Below are 23484 nucleotides of genomic sequence, written 5' to 3'. Positions count from 1 at the left end.
GAAGATCATGGAATGTCTTCCGGCCTCCGCCCGGGGCGGCTGCGATAGGCCGGGAAGGTCCAGCCGAATTTCAGCGCACCGCCACGCACCATGAAGGCGGCGACAAAGGCGACGACCGCCGACACCTCGGGCGGCAGGTCGGCGAGCTCGGCCAGCGTGTAGATGCCTGCCCCCACCATCGCCGCCGAGACATAGATCTCGGGCTTGAGCAGGACCGACGGCTCGCCGGCGAGCAGGTCGCGCAGGATGCCGCCAAAGGTCGCCGTCAGCATGCCCATGATGATGGCAACCGTCGGCGAGCCGGTGGCTTCCAGGCCTTTCGCCGCACCGATGGCGGCATAGGCGGCCATGCCCAGGGCATCGAGCCAGAGCAGCAGCTTGTAGCGGGATTCGACAAGATGAGCGGTGAAGAAGACAAGCACCGCGATCGCGGCGCAGACCAGCACATAGGCCGGGTTGACCACCCAGAACACCGGCAAGCCAAGGATGACGTCGCGGACCGTTCCGCCGCCGATTCCGGTGAAACTCGCCAGGAACAGGAAGCCGATGACGTCGAGCTCTTTGCGCGAGGCGGCAAGCGCGCCCGTGGCGGCAAACACCGCCACGCCGGCATAGTCGAGGTAGAGCAGCGGATTCATGAAGGGAGCGAATAGGCAGTAGTGAGTAGCGAATAAAAGAAGAACATTGCAGGCACCCCGGCTTTACAGCCACATTACCCGCCAATTCCCTATTCGCTACTCCCTATTCGCTATTCGCTGCCTACGCGTCCTTCTCGGCCTGCTCGTTGACCGGGCCGGGCTCCGCCGGAGCCTCGGCGACATGCTTGGGGCCGCCCTTGGCGACACCGACCATGGCCGGACGCAGCACGCGATCACCGATGGTGTAGCCGGACTGCACGACCTGCACGACCGTATTGGCCGGCACGTCGGGGTTCGGCACCTCGAACATCGCCTGGTGGAAATTGGGATCGAACTTCTCGCCCTGCGGGTCGAGCTTGCGCACGCCATGGCGTTCCAGGGCCGTGAGCATCGCACGCTCGGTCACCTCGACGCCTTCGATGAGGCTTGCAAGTCCAGCGCCGCCGGCAGCCTTGGCCTCGTCGGAAACCGCTTCGATGGCGCGGCGCAGATTGTCGGAAACCGAAAGCATGTCGCGGGCGAAGTTGGCCACCGAATAGGCACGGGCATCCTGAACGTCGCGCGCGGTGCGGCGGCGCAGGTTCTCCATCTCGGCAACCGTGCGCAGGGCGCGGTCCTTCAGTTCCTCGTTTTCTTTCAGCAGCCGCACGACGGCTTCATAATCGCCATCGACGCCGCCCTCGATCTTTTCGGCCTGGGCCTCGACAGCCGCCGTCTCGTCGGGCGCGCGTTCGTCTTTTGCCTGGTCGCTCATCGCCAATTCCCGTTATTCGGATACGTTGGAAGTTGCGCCCGATATCGAGGTTCGGGGGCCAAAAATCAAGGGGCAAGGGCCGCCGGGCGCGATGCCGCGCCCTTTCGCCGCCCCGAGCGGCGGTCCGGCAAGCCCCCATACTTCAATGTTAATTCAAGTTTTACCATAGAGGCCGACCATTGCCATGGCGGGCGATCGATTTGGGAACCATTTGCATTTGGCAGGAGTTTTGCCGAGGAAGGAACAGGTCCTTTGCCATGCCGAGCAGACGCATCAACAAAATCGCAACAGCCAAGTTGGCGACCAACATCCGAGGCGAACTGGCCACGGAAAGCAATCTGCGCGTTCTGGAAGCGTTGCCGGCATTCCAGGCTGAGGACGATCTGCCACAAAAGCTTCGCCGCCTGCTCGACAGGCTGGAAGCGGCTGAGCGGACGCAACCTCATCCAAAACCCTAGATTCAGGCTTTGGCCTGCACCCGTCGCCATGAATAGCCGGCACCCTTGTCCGCCGGCTTCGTCGCGGGCTGATAGTGCAGCGGCAAGCCGCCGACCTGCCCCGCTTCAAGCCGCTTCAGCAGCACCGGATGCGACACCTCGAACTCGTCGAAGCCCACCCTCAGCATATGCGGCAACTGATCAATCAATACCTGGCCGGTCGCACGAACGGCACCATCGAAGCCGTGGCGGCTGCGCAGCAGTTCGGCCTTCGAGAAGGAACGTCCGTCGTTGAAGGCCGGAAAGGCAAGCGCCACCAGCGACAGCTGGTCGAGCAGGTCCACGATCGACTCCAACTGGTCACCCGGCTGCAGCAGCACGCCAAGGCGCTCCTTGGCGGCCTCGCGTTGCTGGGGATCGAGTTCGAGGAAGGCGGGCAGCGACAGGATGACCCGGCTGTTGCCGGCCAGGGCACCGGCATCCTCGGCATGGATCCAGCCGTCGTCGCGGAAACCCTCCGGGGTCCAGAGGCGGGTCTTGGTCTCCGGTGTCACGTCGGTCATTGCAGAATTCCTAGAGGGATGCGTCGGTCAGCGACTGTTCGAGGCCGGAGAGATGTATACCACACTCGGTCTTGCCCTGGCCTGCCCAGCGCCCGCTGCGGGCATCCTCGCCGGGCTTGACCGGCTGGGTGCACGGGAAGCAGCCTATCGACAGGTATCCGTAGGCGACCAGCGGGTTCTCGCGCAAGGCATGCTTGCGCATGTAGTCAGCGAGATCCGAGGTCGTCCAGCGCGCCAGCGGATTGATGCGAAAGCGCGGGCCGATCTGCTCGATCACCGGCAAGGCAGCGCGCGTCGACGCCTGGAACCGCTTGCGGCCGGTGAACCAGGCACTGAAGGGCTCGACGCCGCGGGCCATCGGCTCGACCTTGCGCACGTCGCAGCAGGCGTCAGTGCTGGTCTGGTGCAGATTGCCGGTCGGGTCGATGCGCGCCAGGGCCGCCTCGTCGGGGGTTATGACCCGGATGTCGGTCAGGCCGAAATCGGCGGCCAGCGCGTCGCGATAGTCGAGCGTTTCGCCGAAATGCTTGCCGGTATCGAGGAAGATCACCGGCAGGTTGCGGTCGACTTCGGAGATCAGGTGCAGCAGCACCGCCGAATCCGCGCCGAACGAGGAAACGGCGGCAATTTCGCCGGCAAAGCGGTCGCCGGCCGTACGCTCGATGATCTCCAGCGGCGAGAGATTGCCGTAGAGCGCGTCGAGCGATGCGGCTTCGGCCAGAACCTGCGCTTCGATGTCGGCGTCAGGCTGCCTTGGCTTCGCTAGCATAAAGCGCCTCCTTGAACGGCGCCGGGCCAATGCGGCGATAGGCGTCGAGGAACTTTTCCGACCGGTCGAGCCGGATCGCAAGATAGGTCTCGACGATCGTCTCGATGGCGTCGGTGATCTCTTCCGGGCCGAAGCCGCGGCCGATGATCTCGCCGACCGACGTATGTTCGTCGGCCGAACCGCCGAGCGTCACCTGGTAGAGCTCCGCGCCCTTCTTTTCGACGCCGAGAATGCCGATATGGCCGACATGGTGGTGGCCGCAGGCGTTGATGCAGCCGGAGATCTTGAGCTTCAGTTCGCCAATGTCGCGCTGGCGCTCGAGCGAGGCGAAGCGCTTCGAGATTTCCTGTGCTACCGGGATCGAACGGGCATTGGCCAGCGCGCAATAGTCGAGGCCCGGGCAGGCGATGATGTCGCTGATCAGGTTCGAATTCGCGGTGGCAAGCTCGATCGCCACCAGCGCGTCGTAGACCGCCTTGAGGTCGGCGCGGGCGACATGCGGCAGGATCAGGTTCTGCTCGTGGCTGACGCGGATCTCGTCGAAGCCGTACCTCTCGGCGATGTCGGCGACGGCCTCCATCTGGCTGTCGGTGGCGTCGCCCGGCACCTCGCCGATGCCCTTGAGCGAAATCGTGACGGCAGCATAATCAGGATTGCGGTGGGTGAAGACGTTCTGGTCGATCCAGTCGCCGAAACTCTTGGAATCGAGCCGCGCCAGCTTGACAGCTTCGTCGCCCTCGGGCCGCGCCGCCAGTGCCGGCGGCGCGAAATAGGCCTGGATCGCAGCGACATCGGCTTCCGGCAGCTTGAGCTCGCCGTCCTTCAGCGCCTGCCATTCGGCGTCGACCTGACGCGTGATCTCGTCGACGCCGGTCTCGTGGACCAGGATCTTGATGCGCGCCTTGTACTTGTTGTCACGGCGGCCGTGCAGGTTGTACACGCGCAGGATCGCCGTGGTGTAGGACAGCAGGTGTTCCTCCGGCAGGAAGTCGCGGATCTTCCTGGCGACCATCGGCGTACGGCCCTGGCCGCCGCCGATATAGACGGCGAAGCCAAGCTCGCCCTTGTCGTTTTTTTTGAGATGCAGGCCGATGTCGTGGGTCTGGATGGCGGCGCGGTCGCGCTCGGCACCGGTCACCGCGATCTTGAACTTGCGCGGCAGGTACGAGAACTCCGGATGCACCGACGACCACTGGCGCAGGATCTCGGCATAGGGACGCGGATCGGCAACCTCGTCGGCGGCAGCGCCGGCGAAGTGGTCGGCGGTGACGTTGCGGATGCAGTTGCCCGAGGTCTGGATGGCGTGCATCTCGACCGAAGCGAGGTCGGCGAGGATCGCCGGAATATCCGACAGGGCCGGCCAGTTGAACTGGATGTTCTGGCGCGTGGTGAAGTGGCCGTAGCCCTTGTCGTATTTGCGGGCGACGTGGCCGAGCATGCGCATCTGCTTCGAGTTCAACGTGCCGTAGGGCACGGCGATGCGCAGCATGTAGGCGTGGAGCTGGAGATAGACGCCGTTCATCAGGCGCAGCGGCCGGAACTGATCCTCGGTGATCTCGCCACCAAGGCGGCGCTCGACCTGGTCGCTGAATTCGGCGACGCGGGCCTTCACGAAATCATGGTCGAACTCGTCGTAACGGTACATGGTCGTCTTCCGGTCTCAGGCGGCACCGGCCGAGGGCCGGGCCTGCTTGCCAAGGTCAAGGCGGTTGGTCGGGCCAGCAGCGCGGATCGCCTCGCGCAGCCTCAGGGGGCGTATGGTGCCGCCGACCAGCGACACGTCGATCAGGTTGACGTCGACCACCTCGTTGTTGTCGTGGGCGGCCTTGCCGATTGCTTCGAGGCGGGCTTCGCCTGCCTTGTCGTCGACGGTCTCGGCGACATCGATGGTCTCGGCCCAGGTGCCGTCGGCTGCGAACCATACGGCCTCGCCGTCGGTCAGCCGGTTGGCGGTAAGGATCTTCATGCCCTGCTTCCTTCGAGCGCCGCACGCGCGGCCTGTTCGTGCCTGTGTGCCGCCAGCGGCTCGGAAAGTTCGAAATTGGCGCCGGCGACCGCATCGCCGATGATGGTCATGACAGGTCCATCGAGATCGCTGCGCGCTTCGAGCGACGGCAGGTCGGCGAGCGTGCCATGGAAACGGCGGCGGTTCTTCAGGCTGGCATTCTCGACGACGGCAACCGCCGTGTCGGGCGACAGCCCGGCATCGATGAGCCGGCCGGCGACATCGGCGGCGACCGAGCGGCCCATATAGACGGCAACGGTAGCGCCCGAGATGGCAAGCTTGGCCCAGTCGGGTAGCGAGCCGCCCTTGAGGTCGTGGCCGGTGGTGAAGACCATCGAAGAGGTGACGCCGCGCAGCGTCAGCGGCAGCTCGAAATCGGCGGCAGCGGCAAAGGCCGAGGTGACACCCGGCACGACCTCGTAGGAGACGCCGGCATCGCGCATCGCCTGCATCTCTTCGCCGGCACGGCCAAAGACCAGCGGATCGCCCGACTTGAGGCGCACCACGCGCTTGCCTGCCTGGGCCAGTTCGACCAGCAGGTCGTTGATCTCGGATTGGGTCTTGGAATGGCAGCCCTTGCGCTTGCCGACTGGCAGGCGTTCTGCGTCACGGCGGCCCATAGAGATCACCGCCTCGGGCACCAGCGCATCGTGGACGATAACGTCGGCTTCCATCAGCAGGCGATGGGCGCGCAGGGTCAAAAGGTCCTCGGCACCGGGGCCGCCACCGACGAGCGCGACATGGCCCTTGGCTTCGCCGTTCTGCAACAGGAGTTCGGTCGCCGCGTCATGCGCCTGGGCCAGGGTACCGTTGTCCAGCGTCCGGGCGGGGACGCCTTCAAAGAACTCGCGCCAGAAGCCGCGGCGGACATTGCCCTTGGGCAACAAACGCTCGACGGAATCACGGAAGCTGGCACCCAGCGTGGCCAGCGCGCCAAGCTGGGGCGACAGCATGCGGTCGATGCGAGCGCGGATCATCTGGGCGAGGACCGGCCCTGCGCCTTCGGTGCCGATGGCGACGGCTACCGGCGCACGATTGACGAGCGCGGGCGTGAAGAAATCGCAGAGTTCAGGACGGTCCACCGCGTTAACGACGATGCCGAGCTCGCGTGCGTCCTGGGAAATGCGGCGATCGAGCGCTTCGTTGCCGGTCGCGGCGAAGACCATGACGGCACGACCAATCAGCGAGGCGTCATAGGCAGCGTGAATACGGGTCGCGCCGTTGGCGGCAATCCAGTCGCGGAGCTGCGGCTCGACATGATCGGCGATGATGCGGATTTCGGCGCTCGACTGGCCGAGCAGCCGCGCCTTGGCCAGCGCCTCGTCGCCACCGCCGACGATGACCACGGCTTCGCCTTCGACCTTGAGGAAGATCGGGAAGGCGTTCAACTTGGCGGCGGCTTGAGTCATGACGCGAGGGTTTCCGGAATACCCGTCATTTCTAGCCGCCATTGCTGCGCTGCAGAAGAAATGCACTCGCGCGCGTCGAGATGGGAGGCAATCGCTTTTGCCCGCGCCCCAGCCCGAGGAGAAAAATATTCCACCGCGGCGATGCCAGGGTATTTCAATCCCTGCCTCGCTGCTGCGGCCATTGGCAGCCGGCTGCCTCTGCGAAGCCCGACAATCGCCTGCATTCACCGGGTCCGCGGCCAGGTGCCGCCCGCACAGATCGCCAATCCATAGTGCTTGCTCGCAAGGAAGACGATGGTGCCCCGAAACGCGTTTTTCCTAATTTCTACCAAATTAGTAGAATTACGGGCAGATGCCCTTCGCCGCCATCGCGGCCGTCATTCGGAACCGTGCCGTCGCCCCCGCGTTCACCAAGCGGGGACGATGCGGACAAGAAGGAGCACGAGATGACGCACATCAATCTGAAGCACGGGATCTGGGTGCTGGTGGCAGATGGCGAAAAGGCGCTGTTCCTGAAGAACCAGGGCGACACCAAATATCCGAACCTTGAGGTCGTGCGCGAGATGGAGCAGGACAACCCGCCGACGCGCGAGCAGGGCAGCGATCGCCCCGGCCGCTACAGCGACGGCCCTTCGATCCATCGCAGCGCGGTCGACGACACCGATTGGCACAGGGTCGCCAAGGAGCGCTTCGCCGACGAAATCGCAGCTCGCCTGTACAAGCTCGCCCATGCCGGCGATTTCCAGGAGATCGTACTGGTGGCGCCACCCTTGGTGCTCGGCGAATTGCGCAAGAAGCTGCACAAGGAAGTCGATGAGCGCGTCTCAGCCGAAATTCCGAAGACGCTGACCAATCACAGCGTGTCCGACATCGAGACGATCCTGATGGCGGCTTGACCCGCAGAAGTAGTTCCCCAGCAACCAGGCGAGGAGTGCCGGCAGCGATGCCGGCACTTTTTTTCGGCACGAGCCAAGTTTCTTGGCCGCACAGGGTTGCGCATGCTGACCTGCGTCCACCATATTGGAAATGCAGCGGATTTCACCGCCGCACCCCACACAATTTTGACTTTCCGAAAGGTGCCGCCGGGACAATGCCGCATGACACGCCCCTCATCGCTACTATCGTCGCCGGTCTGGGGCTGGCATTCATCTTCGGCGCACTCGCCAACCGCTTCAGAGTGCCTCCGCTCGTCGGATATTTGATCGCCGGCGTGCTGGTCGGGCCGAACACGCCCGGTTTCGTCGCCGACCAGGAGCTGGCACTGGAACTCGCCGAGATCGGCGTCATCCTGCTGATGTTCGGCGTCGGCTTGCATTTCTCGCTCAAGGACCTGTTATCGGTGCGCGCCATCGCGGTGCCCGGGGCGGTCGTGCAGATTTCCTTTGCCACGGTACTTGGCGTCGGCCTCGCCTGGATGCTCGGCTGGTCGCTGGGCGCGGGCCTCGTCTTCGGCCTGGCGTTGTCGGTCGCCTCTACCGTGGTGCTTCTGCGGGCGCTGCAGGAGCGGCGCATGATCGAGACCGAGCGCGGCCGCATCGCCGTCGGCTGGCTGATCGTCGAGGACCTGGCGATGGTGCTGGCGCTTGTGCTGCTGCCGGCGCTGGCCGGCGTGCTCGGCGGCGAGCAGCAGGCATCGCAGGCGCCCAACATCCTCGCGCTGGGCTTCGACGTCGGCGTATGGGGCGTGCTGGGCATCACGCTTGCCAAGGTCGCGGCCTTCGTCGTGCTGATGATGGTCGTCGGACGCCGCATCATTCCCTGGCTGCTGCATTACGTCGCCCATACCGGCTCGCGCGAACTGTTCCGCCTGTCGGTGCTGGCAATCGCGCTCGGCGTCGCCTTCGGTGCCGCAAAGCTGTTCGGAGTGTCGCTGGCGCTTGGCGCCTTCTTCGCCGGCATGGTGATGAGCGAGTCCGAACTCAGCCATCAGGCGGCGGAAGAGACGCTGCCGTTGCGCGACGCTTTCTCGGTGCTGTTCTTCGTCTCGGTCGGCATGCTGTTCGACCCGACCAGCCTGCTCAGCAACACCTGGCCGATCCTCGGCACGCTGTTCATCATCCTGATCGGCAAGTCGGTCGCGGCCTTCCTGATCGTCATTGCCTTTGGCTACCCCATCGCAACCGCTCTCATCATTTCGGCAAGTTTGGCGCAGATCGGCGAGTTCTCCTTCATGCTGGCCGGCCTCGGCGTCAGCCTCAACCTCTTGCCAGAGCAGGGCCGCGACCTGATCCTGGCAGGCGCCATCCTGTCGATCGTACTCAATCCGCTGGCCTTTGCCGGCGCTGCCAGGCTGAAGCCCTGGCTCGAAAAGCGCGCCGGCATCCCCGAAGCCGTCGAAGCCGTCCCGATCGGCCCGGCGACCGAACCCGGCGAGGTTGCGACCACGACGACCGTGCCTGTGAAGGACGACGAGGACGCGCCGCCGCCGACCAAGCTGACCGGCCATACGATCCTGATCGGCTACGGCCGCGTCGGCTCGCTCGTCGGCCAGTCGCTGAAGGCCGCCGGAATGGAGTTCCTGGTCATCGAGGATGCGGACAAGACGATCGCCAGGCTCAAGGCCGAGGGGATCGAGACTGTCGCCGGCAACGCGGTCAAGGGCGAAGTCTTCGCCTCCGCCAATGCTGCCGGGGCCAGGCGGCTGATCCTGGCCATCCCCAATGCCTTCGAGGCCGGCCAGATCATCCTCAAGGCCAAGGCCGCCAATCCCGCGATGGTCATCATCGCACGCGCCCATTCCGACGCCGAGGTCGACCACCTCACCGGCCTTGGTGCCGACAAGGTGATCATGGGCGAGCGCGAGATCGCGCGCGGGATCGTCGAGCAGGTGATGGCAAATGCCGGCACGCCGCCGGCCGGCGAACCGGAGCCAGGCGCGCCGGTAGCGGCCTGACCGGCCGGAGGGTCCGAGCAATCAGGCCCGACGGACCCCGTGTCGGCATGACCAGCTTCACCTGCTGGCGGCGAGCTGGGCGAGATGGCCGGGCAGATCGGTGCCGGGTCCAGACGCATTGATCGTGTCGAAATAATCGTGCCATCCCGATGCGGCGATGCCCTGCAACAGCGCATCCAACGCGGCATTGTCGGGGAACCTCCAGATGGCGAAGAAGCGATACGGCGCAGGATGCATCTTGGTGGCATCGGTTTCGCCCAGTGCGATGGCCTCGACGCCAAGCGACGACAAGGCAGCCATGCCGGCACCTATGGCCTCGAAGAAGGCCTGCCGCCCGGCGGCGTCGAGCGCCTGCCATGCGGGTTTCGGGGTATAGAGCTCGGCCAGATAGTGCGCCACGGTGTTTCCTTTCGATAAAGCGCTGCCCACGGCCACGGGATGCGGCCGCACAGGCATACGCGGGATTGATGGGGGCGGTGGGACGCCGGGTCAGCCTGGTTCGGCTGCTTGAGCGCTTGCCTGTGTCACGGTGGGATCGAGATTTTGCCAGACACGGCGCAGCAGATCGCCAAACATCTGCCTGTCGTCGGCGCTGAAGCCGGCGAACAGCGTGGCGATCCACTTGGTATGCTCGTCGAACAGGACACGCGCCGCCGCCTGTCCCTTGGCGCTGAGGCGCACCGAGACCTTGCGGCGGTCCTCAAGACCCGCATGGCGCGCAAGGAAACCATCGCGTTCGAGCCCGTCGAGCAGCCCGGTGATCGTCGCGCGCGTGACGCCGGCGCGCTCGGCCAACTCGTGCGGCGAGAGCCCCTCGGGGCGATCGTGCAGCAAGAACAACAGCACGAACTTGCCCTCGGAAAGCTGATGCGGGGCAAGGCGTGCGGCACAATCCCGGTCGATCGCCGACGACAGCGCCAGAATTTCCAGGCACAGCCGCAAGCCGGTTTCGGGCTGGCCCCGGCGCTTGGCTTCGTCCAGCAAAGCGAGGTGTTTTTGCTCAAGCATTGTCATATGTCGACATATAGTATGGCGCCGTACTATATGTCAATCGGCGCCTGACCTCGCCCCAACAGTCAGAAATACGCGAGATCGCCCGCGCCATCGACGGGGGATGGTGGAAGGCCGGCGGACACCGTCCCGTGCCCCAAGCCCCGCCGACTGAATCGGCCTGCGCAGGTCCAGGCAAGCAAAAGCCGCGCAGTTGCCTGCGCGGCTTCGTTTTGCGTCTGAAGTGCCGGTCAGCCGCCGACGAGTGGCAGGACGAAATTCGGCCGGTAGGTGTCCATCGTGGCGCCGTTGCGATCCTCGTCGAGCAGCGTTCCGCTGCCGAAGCTGGCGCGCAGGCCGACCGTGAGCTTGTGCAGGTCCAGGCTATCCGACGCCTCCGATATCGAGACGTTTTCATACTGATAACGACCGAAGACCGACCAAGGGGTGTCGGTGAAGCGGTAGGTCGCCTGGAGAGCCAAGGCGACGACGTCGAAATCCAGCTCCATGCCGCCCTGGCTGATATTCATCCGGTGGAAGCCAAGCTCGGCGTCGAAGCGCAGGTTGTCCTGCGCAAAGTAGCGCGCCACGCCGCGAATGCCCATCAGATCGACGTCGAAGGGCAGCCCGTCAGCTTCAAGCCCACCGTAATAGGCCTGGCCGTAAAGGGTGACGTTGCCGAAATAGACCTGAGCCTCGGGACCGACCTTCCAGTCCCAGATATCCTGGTCGGGGCCACCATCGGAGAAGCCATAGGTCTTGACCTCGGCGAAGCCGCCAACAGCGTAAGATGCGGGATCGCGCCAGTTGAGATGCAGGACCCCGCCGATGCTGTGCAGCCTGGTGCCTTCGATGTCGATGGCATCGACGGTGAGGTCGCCCTGTGCGTTCCAGCGCTCGGCGAAGGGCACGTTGATGCGCACGGCGCCGCCATAGGCCCAGATGTCACCGTCGTCGAATTCATCGAACCACACACCGCCGCCGTAGATTTCACCATAGCCCGAGATCTGGCGGACGACCGTGTCGTCGACCGGCGCCAGGGCATCTGCTGCAAATGCGGATGTGGTCAGCGCTGCAAGGCAGACGCTTGAGAGAAGAGTCTTCACGGATGGCCCCTCGCCTGAGATTCGATAAGGGAATCCTATATCTCTAAATTAGCGATTCGTAATAATAGGAGCACCTGACAGGCCACAACCCTGGCGGGTTTTCCCCGACCTGAAGCATTCGGGCAACACTATGTCCGCGGCTGAATTCCGTGGGCAGTGCGGACACAGTTGCCGGATGGCCGGGGCGTCTAGTTGCCCAGCAGAACGTCAAGGATCGACGTTTCGCGGCGCTGGACCGGGCCGCCAACGTCGGCGGGCGGCACCGGGCGGCGTATCGAAGCCGTCGGCTCCTGCGACATGCCAGTTGCATCGCCGACCTGCTGCCGGACAGGCTGGGGTGCTGCCGGGAAGGTGTCTTCGTCGAGCGGCTGGTCCTCGACGGCGACAGCGGGGGCCGCAGGCTGCGGCGTCCAGGAGCCCGGCAAAGCAGCTACCGGCACGCCCTCATGCGCGGCGACCATGAACTCATGCCAGGCCAGCGCCGGCAGCGCGCCGCCGGTGACCTTCTTCATCGGCTTGCCGTCGTCGTTGCCGAACCACACGCCGGTGGTGAGGTTGGCGGTATAGCCAACAAACCAGGCGTCGCGCGAATTCTGGCTGGTGCCGGTCTTGCCGGCTGCCGGCCATGCGAAGGCAGCCTTCTTGGCCGTGCCCTCCTCGACCGCGCCGGTCATCATCGCGTTCATCATGCCGACCACTTCGGGGCTGATGACGCGTGGACCGCCGCCCGAGGTGTTCTCGTAGAGCACGTTGCCGTCGGCCGTGGTGACGCGGCGGATCATGTGCACTTCGGGGCGGTAGCCGCCATTGGCGAACGGCACATAGGCCGCCGTCAGCTCCAGCGGCGTCACCTCGGAGGTGCCGAGCGAGATCGAGACATTGGGCTGGAGGTCGGATTCGATGCCCATGCGATGGGCTGCCTCGACGACCGCGTTGGGGCCGACTTCCATGGCGAGCTGTGCTGCCACCGAGTTCAACGACTTCGCCAGCGCGGTCTTCAGCGTGACCCGGCCGAAATATTTGCCGTTGTAGTTTTCCGGCGTCCATTTGCCGATCTTGATCGGCGCGTCGTTGCGCATGCTGTCCGGCGTGCGGCCCTGCTCGAGGGCCGCCATGTAGACGAACGGCTTGAAGGCCGACCCCGGCTGGCGGCGCGCCTCGGAGGCGCGGTCGAACTGGCTGGTCGAATAATCGTAGCCGCCGACCATGGCGCGCACGGCACCGGAATTGTCGATCGACACCAGCGCGCCCTGGCTGACATTGAGCTTCTGGCCGCTCTCGTCGATCAGCCGGCGGATCGACTTCTCGGCCAGGTCCTGCAACGTCATGTCGACGGTGGTGTCGACGATGATGTCGGAGCGCACCTCGCCGATCAGGCCAGGCAATTCTTCCATGACGCGGTCGGCGACATAGTTTTCCGAACCGGTCCAGAACGAGGCGGCGCGCGTTGCCGGCGCGCTCATCGCCGTCTTCAGTTCCTTCTCGCCGATCATGCCCTCGCCGCGCATCGCTCCCAGCACGAGCTGGGCGCGGGCCTCCGCGGCCTTGGGGTCGCGTGCCGGCGACAGGCGCGACGGCGCCTTGAGCAGACCGGCGAGCAAGGCAGCCTCGGCCAGCGTCACGTCGCGTGAGGACTTGCCGAAATAGCGCCGCGATGCAGCTTCGACACCGTAGGAGCCCGAGCCGAAATAGACCCGGTTGAGGTACATTTCGAGGATCTGGTCCTTGGTGTGCTTCTGCTCCAGCCACAGCGCCAGGAGCACCTCCTGCACCTTGCGCTCCAGCGTGCGGTCGGGCTTGAGGAACAGGTTCTTGGCGAGCTGCTGGGTCAGCGTCGAGCCGCCCTGGGTGAAGCGCCCGTGCAGGACCCTGGTCGACACCGCGCGCGCAAGGCCGATCGGATCGAAGCCGAAATGCGAATAGAAGCGGCGATCCTCGATCGCCATCACGGCCTGCGGGATATAGGGCGACATCTCGTGCAGGCCGACGGCCTCGCCGCCGGTCATTCCGCGATTGGCGACCAGCCTGCCGTCGACACCGATGATCTTGATGTTGGGCGAACGATCGGGGATGGCCCAGGTCGTCGAGCTCGGCATCTTGGCGCCGTAATAGACGACGATGCCGGCGGCAGCGATGCCGCCCCAGATGGACAGCACGAAGCCCCAGTAGACCAGCCGGCCAAAGATGCCGAAGATGCCTCGCTTGGGTTTGCTGGACCGTCCACGCGATGTCGACCGCGTCTTGGAAGACTTGCGCTTGGTCGGGGCCTTGCGGCGGCTGGGCACGACGCGGTCCTCCTCGCGCACCGAAAAGACATCGTCCTCCGCCTCATCGCGCGGTCCATCGAAGCTGGGCTCGATGCGTCTGTCTTTCCGGTTCGCCATACCTGTTTGTCCGGCCCCCATGCCAATGGCGTTCCGGTTGAACAGTAAATGCGGCGATTTAAGGAGGGATTAAGTGGCGGCGCCTGCGTGCCCACAGGCAAGGCAGTGGATATCATGCCAAGGCCGCCGACCTTCTCGGAGGCGGCGGCCGTGGAATTGCCAGAAATCAACCCGGAATCGGATCGTTCGGGCGCGGGTCGTTCGGCTTGTCGGGGCGATCCGGCCGGTCGCTGCTCTTGTAGCAGGGGCTCGACGGATCGTTCTTGTTGCAGCAGTTGCTGCTCTCAAGATAGCGCGGATCCTTCGGCTTCCATTCGCAGCGGCGTATTTCGGTCGACTGACATGCGGTCACGGCGGAGGCCGCGACCACGGCCAGGATGACATTGCGTAGTGCACTCATGGGTTCTCTCCTTTGAAACAGATTTGTCCACCTCACGAAGCTTGGTCGGCTCCAGGAGAGAAAAGGTTCAAAGGAGGGTGCAGAATATTTGCGTCTGCCCGGAAACAGGTGCCGCTGGCGGAAAAGCATGAGCTCACAAGAGCTGCCGACATCTGCCCGCTCGATTAGTTCAACCTTGACCGGAACGAAGCTTCCTCGGCAGCCGTTTAGCTCATGGCGGCATTCGACCGCCTACTAATAACAATAAGGAAATATTGACATGAAACGCATTGCACTTGGACTTGCGACCGCGCTCACGGCTATCGGCATGACAGCCGGACTGGCCTTTGCGGCCGAACCTGCAATGATGACGAAAACCGCGAAGGGCAATATCTACACCGACGCCCAGGGCATGACGCTCTACACATTCGATAAGGACAAGGCCGGAACATCGGCCTGCTACGAGGAATGCGCGACATCCTGGCCCGCACTCAAGGCTGACGCCGGGGCAAAGGCCGACGGCAAATGGACCATCGTGGACCGTACCGACGGTACCAAGATGTGGGCTTATGACGGCAAGCCGCTGTATACCTATGCCAAGGACAAGAAGGCCGGCGATATGAACGGCGAAGGCATGGGCGGCGTGTGGCATATGGCCAAGGCCAGCTAGCCGCTGATTGTCAGTTGACGGCGGCGTCTCCGGGCGCCGCTATCTGGCCAAGACAAGACATTGTAACGGACCGGCCGAGGCGCAAGATGATCGTGCAGGAGACGACGCGAGAGGAAAATATCTCGTTCCTCTCATCAAGGCGATTTGGACGGCTGGCCTGTGCCAAGGACAACCAGCCCTATCTCGTTCCCTTCCACTACGCGGTGTCGGAAAGTCACCTGTACGGCTTTTCAATGCCCGGACAGAAGATCGACTGGATGCGCAAGAACGCTCATGTCTGCGTCCAGGTCGACGAGTTCAGCGCAAATCGCGAATGGCGAAGCGTCATCGTCTACGGTGTCTATGAAGAGATGCCGGACACACCACAATGGCAACGCAACCGGAGCCACGCCTTGTCGGCCCTTCAACAGCACGCCAACTGGTGGGAGCCCGGAGACCTGAAGCCAGCGTCAGCCCCACCCGCAACAGCAGTCCTTCCGGTGTTTTTTCGCATCAAGATCGAAAGCATTACCGGCAGGCATGCATTTGGCCAAGCCTGATCAGGCTTGAGCGCGACTTCACGGCCCGATTGTCTTGTTGAGCGCGGCCGAGATGCGCTCGCGCAGGAGTTCGGCCATGTCGGTGTCCATATGCAGGCGCACGCGGCCGCCGCGCGCGTCGACCAGCGTCACCGCGACACCGTCAAGGGTAGGCTCGCTCGCCGGCTCGACGGCCGTGACCATGAATTCGTGCTCTTTCTGATCGGGTCTTTCGGCCATGGCTGTTCTCCCAGGCTGGCAACGCCGAGCATACGCTCATTCTTCGTCTTCGTCGCCGCCGGGTGCCGCCCACGAATGCGGGGCGATGCGCTTTTGGGTATCGCTGTCGACATAGGCCCACCAGCCCTCGTCGGTATCGTCCCACTGCCCGCCGGCCGCCTTCAGCCGCGCCAGGGAGCGGTACTGGGCGAGCGACTCATTTTCCTGGCCGTCGCGGTCGGTCCAGTAGACCGTGACCTTGGAACCGTCGGTCGGGGCGGTGGCGATGGGTGTCTTGGCGCTCATGCGGATCCCTTAGATTTGCGAACCAACGATAGCCGACCGCGCGGCCTGGTAAAGCCACGCGGCGGCAAAACTCATCGACGGGTAAGCAAAGCCGCGAGCAAGCCGAAAACGGCGACGCCCACAAGTGCCGTCGTCATCGGATTGTCCTGGGCGGTCTTCTGCGCCGCGCGCGCCTGCTTGCGCATCACCGGCAGGGCTTCGGTGAAGCGGTCGTAGAAGCCGTCATAAAGTTCGGAGGCACTATCACGGCCTTCCGCCAAGGCGCTTGCGCTGCGCTTGGACATCGCCTTGGTCAGCGACGCGACCTGCTTAGTGAGCTGGGAAACCTGCGCTTCGAGTTCGGTCTGGATTTCTTCACGGGTCGTGGCCATTCGGGTGCATCCTTTCATCAGGTAACGCACCCCAAACGGCCAAGCCTGTCCGTTCGTTCCCTCGACAGGTCTACCGCTGCGTCAGCTATGGGCGAAAATGTCCTCTTCGTCCCAGCCCATCAGGTCGAGCTTCGCCCGGACGGGCAGGAAGCGGAAGCAGGCCTCGGCCTCCTTGGTGCGGCCGTCGCGCTCCAACCTGCCGGCCAGCACGTCGCGCAGCCGGTGCAGGTAAAGCACGTCGGATGCGGCATATTCGAGCTGCTCGGGCGACAACGTCTCGGCTGCCCAGTCCGACGACTGCTGCTGCTTCGACAGGCTGACGCCGAGAAGCTCGTTGCAGATGTCCTTGAGGCCGTGGCGGTCGGTGTAGGTGCGGGTCAGGCGCGAGGCGATCTTGGTGCAGAACACCGGCTCGGCCATGACGCCGAAGGCGTTGTAGAGCACGGCGATGTCGAAGCGGCCGAAATGGAACAGCTTGGTCACCTTGCGGTTCCTGAGCAAGCTCGTCAGGTTCGGCGCCTTCTTCTGCCCGGGCGCGATCTGGATCACGTCGGCGGTGCCGTCGCCCGGCGAGATCTGGACGACGCAAAGCCGGTCGCGATGCGGGTTCAGCCCCAGCGTCTCGGTGTCGATGGCGACCGCATCGACGTCGTAGTGCGTGAGGTCGGGCAGGTCGTGCTTGTGAAAGCGGATGGTCATCATTGTCTCCGATCGCGGCTTGGCTTCTCACTTGCCGCGATCGGAGGAAAAATCAACAGAAAGTTGATCTTAGGCGGTCACGAACGGGTCAGCGCATCGAGAATGCGGGCCCAAGAGCGCTGGCCCTTGTGGAACGAGGTCAGGTCGTACTTCTCGTTGGGCGAATGGATGCGGTCGTCGGGCAGGCCGAAGCCGACGAGCAGCGATTCCATGCCGAGATAGGTCTTGAAGTCGCCGACGATCGGGATCGACCCGCCGACGGCGATCATCACGGCCTGCTTCGACCATTCGTCGGTCAGCGCGTCCTTGGCCTTGTTGAGGAACGGCGAGTCGTAGGACAGCTGGATCGCCGGCGAACCGCCATGCTTGTCGAACTCGACGCTGCAGTCGGCGGGAATGCGCGCGCTGACGAACTCGCGGAAGGCGGCGCGGATCTTTTCCGGATCCTGCTTGTGGACGAGGCGGAACGACACTTTGGCCGAAGCCTGGGCCGCGATCACGGTCTTGAAACCCTTGCCGGTGTAGCCGCCGATGATGCCGTTGAACTCTGCCGTCGGACGGGCCCAGACCAGTTCGAGCACCGAACGGCCCTTTTCGCCCGAGGGAATGGACAGGCCGACCTCGCCCAGGAACTTCTCCGCGGTCTCGCCAAGCGTTTCCCACGACTTCAGGATCTGCGAAGGGGTTTCCTCGACGCCGTCATAGAAGCCGGGGATGGTGATGCGGCCGGTGTCGTCGTGGATGTCGGCCAGCACCTTGGCCAGGATGCGCACCGGGTTGGCGGCGGCACCGCCATATTCGCCCGAATGCAGGTCGCGGTCGGCGGCATGAACGGTGATCTCCTCGCCGACGAGACCGCGCAGGGCAATCGAGATGGCAGGCGTCTCGCGGTCCCACATGCCGGTGTCGCAGACCATGGCGAAATCGGCCTTCAGCTCTTCCGAATTGGCGTCGAGGAACGGCTTGAGCGACGGCGAGCCGGACTCCTCCTCGCCCTCGAACAGGAGCGTGATCTTGCACGGCAGGCCGCCATGTACCTCTTTCCAGGCGCGGCAGGCCTCGACGAACAGCATCAGCTGTCCCTTGTCGTCGGACGAACCACGGCCAGTGATGACCTTGCGGCCGGGCTCCAGTTCCTTGACCTTGGGATCGAACGGATCGGCTTCCCACAGATCGAGCGGGTCGACCGGCTGGACGTCGTAGTGGCCGTAAAACAGCACATGCGGCGAACCGGCGGGACCGTCATGGTGGGCGACCACCATCGGATGGCCGGGCGTGTCGCGGACGCTGGCCTCGAAGCCGATCGACTTGAGGTCGGCGACCAGCCATTCGGCGGCCTTGCGGCAATCGCCTGAAAAGGCCGGATCGGTGGAGATCGACTTGATGCGGAGCAAGCCGAACAGGCGCTCCAGCGACTGGTCGAGATTGTTGTCGAGACGGTCGAGGACCGGCGAGAGAGCGGACATTGGGGTGCCTTTCGATTCTTCTGCGGCGCAACCTAATTGGCCAAAGAGAAAACGAAAAGCCGGCAGGATTGGGCCAACTGCCAAGGCTGCGCAAACCATCGCGGCAATGTCGGGACAAAAAAGTGCCGCCGTGGTGGAGGGGGGAGCCACGGCGGCACATTCTTCAAACGGTGCGGCAGCCCGGAGAGGGGGATGAGGCTGCCGCAGGGTCCGGATAGGCGGGGGACGGGCCTGAGACCGGACTTCGGCAAAAACTGCCGATGCCCATTATTTGTTCCTTTGAACATGGCGATTCAAGGGCACGAAGATTACACTTTTGTAACATGCGCGTGATCGCCCGGCGCGCGCAGCCAGCCCTGCCATCGCCCGCCGATGTATTCCTCGGCCGGTAATACGCCGGGTGTCCCGGGCATCGAAATCGTCGTCATGGATAGTGACGGAAGTGCTCACGAGGGCATTGTCGAAAACACCCACCGAAAGATGGCCGATGTTGGTGACTGGGCTGAATTCTTCCCCAGCGTAATGTGCTCGTGGGTGATCTTGATAGCGACTTGAAACATACCATCGCTCTCGCGCCGTAGCCGCCATTGCAACGGCATCGCAGAGTAAAAAGCTTCTTCATGGTGTGCCGGGCCAAAACCGGTTCCCCGAGCGCGGGGGCGGGCCGGCCGACCGGCACCGGCCACGGTCCAGCACGGGCAAAGGACTTGTCAGTAGACGGCGGCAGGGCCAGCTTGACCATGGACAGCCGCGCTATGCCAAGCTACCCGTATCGCCATGAAAAAAGGCGATCATCTCTTCCTTGTCGACGGCTCCGGCTACATCTTCCGCGCCTATCATGCGCTGCCGCCGCTGACCCGCAAGTCCGACGGCCTTCCGGTCGGTGCCGTCTCAGGTTTCTGCAACATGTTGTGGAAGCTGATGCTCGACGCACGCAACACCGAAGCTGGGGTCGTGCCGACGCATTTCGCGGTCATCTTCGACTATTCCTCGAAGACCTTCCGCAACGAGCTCTACCCCGAGTACAAGGCCAACCGCTCGGCGCCACCGGAAGACCTGATCCCGCAATTCGGCCTGATCCGGCAGGCGACCAAGGCGTTCGAGCTGCCCTGCATCGAGATGGAGGGTTTCGAGGCCGACGACCTGATCGCCACCTATGCCCGGCTCGCCTGCGAAGCCGGCGGCGACACCACCATCGTCTCCTCCGACAAGGACCTGATGCAGCTCGTCGGCCCCAGCGTGTCGATGTACGATCCGATGAAGGATCGCCAGATCAACGTTCCCGAGGTTGTCGAGAAGTGGGGCGTGCCGCCCGAGAAGATGATCGACCTGCAGGCGCTGACCGGCGACTCGGTCGACAACGTTCCGGGCGTACCCGGCATCGGCCCGAAGACGGCGGCACAGCTGCTCGAACAGTTCGGCGACCTCGACACGCTGCTCGCGCGCGCCGCCGAGATCAAGCAGGACAAGCGCCGCCAGTCGATCATCGACAACGCCGACAAGGCGCGCATCTCGCGCGAACTGGTGCGGCTCAAGGTCGACGTGCCGGTGACCGACGTGCTCGAAGACTTCGTGCTGCAGCCGCCCAACGGGCCGAAGCTGATCGGCTTCCTCAAGACGATGGAATTCACCTCGCTGACGCGCCGCGTCGCCGAGGCCACCGGCACGGAGGCCGGCGAGGTCGAGGCTGTGCCTGTCAGCGTGCAGTGGGGCGCTGACGCGCATGGGCCTGACGTCGGTTCGGGAGCGGCACCGGCGGCGACTGCCGCGGCTCCTGCAGCGCGTGCGAACGGAGGCACCGCTGCAGCCGCAGCCCCCTCGTCCGCCTCTGCCGAAAGCGGCAACGTGCACGACACTCCCACCGCCCTCGCCAACAAGATCGCCGAACGGGCAGCCTCGCAAAAGTTCGACCATGCCGCCTATGTCACCATCCGCGACCTGGCGACCCTGAACAACTGGATCGCCGAGGCAAGACAGGCCGGCGTCGTCGCCTTCGACACCAAGACCACCTCGCTCGACCCGATGCAGGCCGAACTGGTCGGCTTTTCCCTGGCAACTGCACCCGGTCGCGCCGCCTATGTGCCGCTGGCCCACAAGAGCGGCCGCGGCGATCTTCTCGGCGGCGGACTGGTCGAGAACCAGATTCCGGTTCGCGATGCGCTCGCCGCCCTCAAGCCGCTGCTCGAAGACGCCTCCGTGCTCAAGGTGGCGCAGAACCTGAAATACGATCTCGTGGTGCTGGACCGGCACGGCATCGACGTGCACTCGTTCGACGACACGATGCTGTTGTCTTACGTGCTCGACGGCGGCACCAATGGCGGCCACGGCACGGATTCCCTGTCGGAGAAGTGGCTCGGCCACACGCCGATCCCGTTCAAGGAGATTGCCGGTTCGGGCAGGAATGTCGTCGGCTTCGACCAGGTCGACATCGACAAGGCGACCGCCTATGCGGCCGAGGACGCCGACGTGGCGCTGCGGCTGTGGCGCGTGCTCAAGCCGCGCCTCGCTGCCAAGGGTGTGGTCTCGGTCTACGAGCGGCTGGAACGGCCGCTGGTGCCGGTACTGGCGCGCATGGAACAGCGCGGCATCTCGGTCGACCGCCAGATCCTGTCGCGGCTTTCGGGCGAACTGGCCCAGGGTGCTGCCCGTCTCGAAGACGAAATCAACGCAATCGCCGGCGAGCGCTTCAACATCGGCTCGCCCAAGCAGCTCGGCGACATCCTGTTCGGCCGCATGGGCCTGCCCGGCGGAACCAAGACCAAGACGGGCCAGTGGTCGACATCGGCGCAGGTGCTGGAAGACCTCGCGGCCGAAGGCCACGAGCTGCCGCGCAAGATCGTCGACTGGCGCCAGATGACCAAGCTCAAGTCGACCTACACCGACGCCCTGCCCGGCTTCATCAATCCCGAGACCAAGCGCGTCCACACCTCCTACGCGCTCGCCGCCACCACGACGGGACGGCTGTCGTCGTCGGACCCGAACCTGCAGAACATCCCGATCCGCACCACCGAAGGCCGCAAGATCCGCACTGCCTTCATTGCCGACAAGGGCAACAAGCTGATCTCGGCAGACTACAGCCAGATCGAGCTGCGCGTGCTTGCCCATGTCGCCGACATCGGCCAGCTCAAGCAGGCCTTCGCCGACGGCGTCGACATCCATGCGATGACGGCGTCCGAGATGTTCTCGGTTCCGGTGGAAGGCATGCCGTCGGAGATCCGCCGTCGGGCCAAGGCGATCAATTTCGGCATCATCTACGGCATCTCCGCCTTCGGCCTCGCCAACCAGCTGTCGATCCCGCGCGAGGAAGCCTCCGACTACATCAGGAAGTATTTCGAGCGCTTCCCCGGTATCCGCGCCTACATGGACGAGACCAAGGCGTTCTGCCGCGAGAACGGCTATGTCGAGACCATCTTCGGCCGGCGCATCCATTACCCGGAAATCCGGTCCTCCAATCCCTCGGTGCGCGCCTTCAACGAACGCGCCTCGATTAACGCTCGCCTGCAGGGTACGGCCGCCGACATCATCCGCCGCGCCATGATCCGCATGGAGGACGCTCTCATCGCCGCCAGACTGTCGGCTCGGATGCTGCTGCAGGTGCACGACGAACTGATCTTCGAAACCGTCGAGCACGAGGTCGAGGCAACCATCCCTGTCATCCGCCATGTCATGGAAAACGCCGCCATGCCGGCGGTGTCGATGTCGGTGCCGCTACATGTCGACGCCCATGGCGCCAACAGCTGGGACGAGGCGCATTGACATGGAGTTCGCGACGTCGTCGGACGCGGCGACGCTCGCCTCCTTCGCCCTGACGTCGCTGATCATCGAGCTGACGCCCGGGCCGAACATGACCTACCTGGCGCTGGTGTCGGCCGGCGAAGGGCGCCGCGCCGGCTTCGCCACCGTGGCCGGCATCGCGCTCGGCCTCGCTGTCCTCGGCATTGTCGCGGCGCTGGGCGTCACCGAACTGATTCAAGCTTCGAACCTGCTCTATGAGGGCCTGCGATGGGCCGGCGTGCTGTTCCTGCTGTTCCTTGCCTATGAAGGCTGGAGGGGCGCGGCCGAAGTCGTCGCGACCGACAAGGACGCCGACCGGCGCTACTTCATGCGCGGGCTGGTCACCAACCTGCTCAACCCGAAAGCTGCGGTGTTCTATGTCGCGGTCCTGCCGACTTTCATCGTGGCCGAGCGGCCGGTGCTGTCACAGACCATCACGCTCACCGCAATCTATGTTGCGGTTGCGACCATCATCCATGCGCTGATCGCCACGCTGGCAGGGACGCTCGAACCATTCCTCAACGATAGCAGGCGCGAGCGCATCGCGCGCCGGACGCTGTCGGCTCTGCTCGCTGCGGTGGCTATCTGGTTTGCGTTCTCGACGGCGCGTTAGGCGGCAATCGCGGCGCATTTGGCGCAGGTGCCGCGAAACTCGATGACCGCCTTCTTGGCGACGAAGCCGGTCGAGCCGACCCAGTCGTCGAGGCGCTTGCCGATCGTCTCGTCGGAAATCTCGGTGACCTGGCCGCAGGTGTCGCAGATGGCGAAGGCCGTCATGCGATGGTTGTGATGGCTGTGGTCGTGCGGCTCGGAGCAGGCAACGAAGGCGTTCAGGCTTTCGAGACGGTGAACAAACCCGTCCTTCATCAGCGATTCAAGGGCACGATAAACCTGCAGCGGCGCGCGGAAGCCCTCGTCGCGCAGCTGGTCGAGCAGCGTATAGGCGCTGAGCGGCCCGGTCGCCGCTTCGAGTTTCTCCAGAACCTTCTGCTGGTTCTTCGTCAGCGTAGCCCGCGCCGCCATTCCTTTACCTTTCCCTGCCCGGCACATGTGTCGGGCGGCACCTTTCCTCGCCCGGGCAGGACCCAGGCGGAACAATCCATCGCCCCAAGATGGCGATTGGACATCGGTTTT

The 23484-nt window shown here is 64.4% G+C and carries 26 protein-coding genes; 7 read left to right on the top strand and 19 right to left on the bottom strand.

What is annotated here, in order from left to right; translation table 11 throughout:
* Nucleotides 1-5 precede the first annotated feature (5 nt).
* On the bottom strand, nucleotides 6-638 hold the full coding sequence (locus tag WHT83_RS07015; RefSeq protein ID WP_108605577.1) for a trimeric intracellular cation channel family protein: 633 nt from the start codon (nucleotides 636-638) through the stop codon (nucleotides 6-8).
* A gap of 121 nt (nucleotides 639-759) precedes the next feature.
* A complete protein-coding gene (gene grpE / locus WHT83_RS07010; RefSeq protein WP_108605578.1) occupies nucleotides 760-1392 on the bottom strand; it encodes a nucleotide exchange factor GrpE in 633 nt (210 codons plus the stop codon).
* Between the two features lie 257 nt (nucleotides 1393-1649).
* On the opposite strand from grpE, the gene WHT83_RS07005 reads away from it, so the two are divergent.
* Nucleotides 1650-1850: a hypothetical protein gene (locus WHT83_RS07005; RefSeq protein ID WP_108605579.1), complete on the top strand. Its 201-nt coding sequence runs from the start codon at nucleotides 1650-1652 to the stop codon at nucleotides 1848-1850.
* A gap of 2 nt (nucleotides 1851-1852) precedes the next feature.
* Here the strand turns inward: WHT83_RS07005 and WHT83_RS07000 are convergent, their stop codons facing one another.
* Genes WHT83_RS07000 through WHT83_RS06975 form a run of 6 tightly spaced genes read right to left on the bottom strand, consistent with a single transcriptional unit; the run spans nucleotide 1853 to nucleotide 6799 of the window.
* Entirely contained in the window at nucleotides 1853-2392 is a 540-nt protein-coding gene (locus tag WHT83_RS07000; RefSeq protein WP_183262997.1) for a DUF934 domain-containing protein, read from the bottom strand.
* A 10-nt stretch (nucleotides 2393-2402) separates the two neighbouring features.
* Nucleotides 2403-3161 (bottom strand): phosphoadenylyl-sulfate reductase, encoded by a 759-nt coding sequence (locus tag WHT83_RS06995; protein WP_406873376.1) that lies wholly within the window; start codon nucleotides 3159-3161, stop codon nucleotides 2403-2405.
* Complete coding sequence (locus WHT83_RS06990; protein WP_183262999.1) at nucleotides 3136-4806, bottom strand: nitrite/sulfite reductase; 1671 nt, start codon at nucleotides 4804-4806, stop codon at nucleotides 3136-3138. Before WHT83_RS06990 ends, WHT83_RS06995 begins: the two co-directional genes overlap by 26 nt.
* Before the next feature lie 15 nt (nucleotides 4807-4821).
* Nucleotides 4822-5127, bottom strand: a complete 306-nt coding sequence (locus WHT83_RS06985; RefSeq protein ID WP_108605583.1) for a DUF2849 domain-containing protein — start codon at nucleotides 5125-5127, stop codon at nucleotides 4822-4824.
* Nucleotides 5124-6575, bottom strand: coding sequence for a siroheme synthase CysG (cysG, locus tag WHT83_RS06980; RefSeq protein WP_318762803.1), 1452 nt, complete (start codon nucleotides 6573-6575; stop codon nucleotides 5124-5126). The genes WHT83_RS06985 and cysG overlap by 4 nt, the downstream gene beginning before the upstream one ends.
* Nucleotides 6572-6799 carry a hypothetical protein gene (locus tag WHT83_RS06975; protein ID WP_159091515.1) on the bottom strand — a complete coding sequence of 76 codons (228 nt, stop codon included), beginning with the start codon at nucleotides 6797-6799 and terminating at the stop codon, nucleotides 6572-6574. Before WHT83_RS06975 ends, cysG begins: the two co-directional genes overlap by 4 nt.
* 222 nt (nucleotides 6800-7021) lie before the next feature.
* On the opposite strand from WHT83_RS06975, the gene WHT83_RS06970 reads away from it, so the two are divergent.
* Both WHT83_RS06970 and ybaL read left to right on the top strand, forming a co-directional pair.
* Nucleotides 7022-7471, top strand: coding sequence for a host attachment protein (locus WHT83_RS06970; RefSeq protein ID WP_108605585.1), 450 nt, complete (start codon nucleotides 7022-7024; stop codon nucleotides 7469-7471).
* A gap of 194 nt (nucleotides 7472-7665) precedes the next feature.
* Nucleotides 7666-9468: a YbaL family putative K(+) efflux transporter gene (ybaL, locus tag WHT83_RS06965; RefSeq protein WP_406873375.1), complete on the top strand. Its 1803-nt coding sequence runs from the start codon at nucleotides 7666-7668 to the stop codon at nucleotides 9466-9468.
* A 57-nt stretch (nucleotides 9469-9525) separates the two neighbouring features.
* Here the strand turns inward: ybaL and WHT83_RS06960 are convergent, their stop codons facing one another.
* From WHT83_RS06960 to WHT83_RS06940, 5 genes are all read right to left on the bottom strand, one after another.
* The gene (locus WHT83_RS06960; RefSeq protein WP_406873374.1) at nucleotides 9526-9867 is read right to left on the bottom strand and encodes a DUF6616 family protein; all 342 of its coding nucleotides are present in this window, start codon (nucleotides 9865-9867) and stop codon (nucleotides 9526-9528) included.
* Nucleotides 9868-9957: 90 nt separating this feature from the next.
* Nucleotides 9958-10482, bottom strand: coding sequence for a MarR family transcriptional regulator (locus WHT83_RS06955; protein WP_318762806.1), 525 nt, complete (start codon nucleotides 10480-10482; stop codon nucleotides 9958-9960).
* Nucleotides 10483-10709: 227 nt separating this feature from the next.
* Nucleotides 10710-11564, bottom strand: a complete 855-nt coding sequence (locus WHT83_RS06950) for a hypothetical protein (RefSeq protein WP_108605589.1) — start codon at nucleotides 11562-11564, stop codon at nucleotides 10710-10712.
* 188 nt (nucleotides 11565-11752) lie between these two features.
* Nucleotides 11753-13948: a transglycosylase domain-containing protein gene (locus tag WHT83_RS06945; RefSeq protein ID WP_406873373.1), complete on the bottom strand. Its 2196-nt coding sequence runs from the start codon at nucleotides 13946-13948 to the stop codon at nucleotides 11753-11755.
* Between the two features lie 166 nt (nucleotides 13949-14114).
* Nucleotides 14115-14348 (bottom strand): hypothetical protein, encoded by a 234-nt coding sequence (locus WHT83_RS06940; RefSeq protein WP_108605591.1) that lies wholly within the window; start codon nucleotides 14346-14348, stop codon nucleotides 14115-14117.
* A gap of 259 nt (nucleotides 14349-14607) precedes the next feature.
* Between WHT83_RS06940 and WHT83_RS06935 the strand changes: the two genes are divergently transcribed.
* Both WHT83_RS06935 and WHT83_RS06930 read left to right on the top strand, forming a co-directional pair.
* The gene (locus tag WHT83_RS06935; RefSeq protein ID WP_199914531.1) at nucleotides 14608-14997 is read left to right on the top strand and encodes a hypothetical protein; all 390 of its coding nucleotides are present in this window, start codon (nucleotides 14608-14610) and stop codon (nucleotides 14995-14997) included.
* 86 nt (nucleotides 14998-15083) lie between these two features.
* The gene (locus WHT83_RS06930; protein ID WP_406873372.1) at nucleotides 15084-15536 is read left to right on the top strand and encodes a pyridoxamine 5'-phosphate oxidase family protein; all 453 of its coding nucleotides are present in this window, start codon (nucleotides 15084-15086) and stop codon (nucleotides 15534-15536) included.
* A gap of 18 nt (nucleotides 15537-15554) precedes the next feature.
* Here WHT83_RS06930 and WHT83_RS06925 read toward each other — a convergent pair whose 3' ends face one another.
* The 5 genes from WHT83_RS06925 to WHT83_RS06905 form a co-directional block, all read right to left on the bottom strand.
* Complete coding sequence (locus WHT83_RS06925; RefSeq protein WP_183263006.1) at nucleotides 15555-15755, bottom strand: hypothetical protein; 201 nt, start codon at nucleotides 15753-15755, stop codon at nucleotides 15555-15557.
* 36 nt (nucleotides 15756-15791) lie between these two features.
* Nucleotides 15792-16040: a hypothetical protein gene (locus WHT83_RS06920; RefSeq protein ID WP_318762809.1), complete on the bottom strand. Its 249-nt coding sequence runs from the start codon at nucleotides 16038-16040 to the stop codon at nucleotides 15792-15794.
* A 71-nt stretch (nucleotides 16041-16111) separates the two neighbouring features.
* A complete protein-coding gene (locus WHT83_RS06915; RefSeq protein WP_108605594.1) occupies nucleotides 16112-16411 on the bottom strand; it encodes a hypothetical protein in 300 nt (99 codons plus the stop codon).
* An 81-nt stretch (nucleotides 16412-16492) separates the two neighbouring features.
* A complete protein-coding gene (locus WHT83_RS06910) occupies nucleotides 16493-17110 on the bottom strand; it encodes a ribonuclease D (protein WP_183263008.1) in 618 nt (205 codons plus the stop codon).
* Between the two features lie 77 nt (nucleotides 17111-17187).
* Complete coding sequence (locus WHT83_RS06905) at nucleotides 17188-18576, bottom strand: M20/M25/M40 family metallo-hydrolase (protein WP_108605596.1); 1389 nt, start codon at nucleotides 18574-18576, stop codon at nucleotides 17188-17190.
* Between the two features lie 777 nt (nucleotides 18577-19353).
* Here WHT83_RS06905 and polA point away from each other — a divergent pair.
* Both polA and WHT83_RS06895 read left to right on the top strand, forming a co-directional pair.
* Complete coding sequence (gene polA / locus WHT83_RS06900) at nucleotides 19354-22332, top strand: DNA polymerase I (RefSeq protein ID WP_406873371.1); 2979 nt, start codon at nucleotides 19354-19356, stop codon at nucleotides 22330-22332.
* 1 nt (nucleotide 22333) lies between these two features.
* A complete protein-coding gene (locus WHT83_RS06895; protein WP_406873370.1) occupies nucleotides 22334-22963 on the top strand; it encodes a LysE family translocator in 630 nt (209 codons plus the stop codon).
* On the opposite strand, the gene WHT83_RS06890 is transcribed toward WHT83_RS06895, so the two are convergent.
* A complete protein-coding gene (locus WHT83_RS06890; RefSeq protein ID WP_108605600.1) occupies nucleotides 22960-23373 on the bottom strand; it encodes a Fur family transcriptional regulator in 414 nt (137 codons plus the stop codon). The two genes, WHT83_RS06895 and WHT83_RS06890, sit on opposite strands and share 4 nt — an antisense overlap.
* Nucleotides 23374-23484: the final 111 nt, after the last annotated feature.

Origin of the sequence: Aminobacter sp. P9b (assembly GCF_045345995.1) — a bacterium.
GTDB classification, from domain to species: domain Bacteria; phylum Pseudomonadota; class Alphaproteobacteria; order Rhizobiales; family Rhizobiaceae; genus Aminobacter; species Aminobacter niigataensis.
The sequence above is the reverse complement of the archived record's forward strand: the minus strand, read 5'-3'. Positions and strand labels throughout refer to the sequence as shown.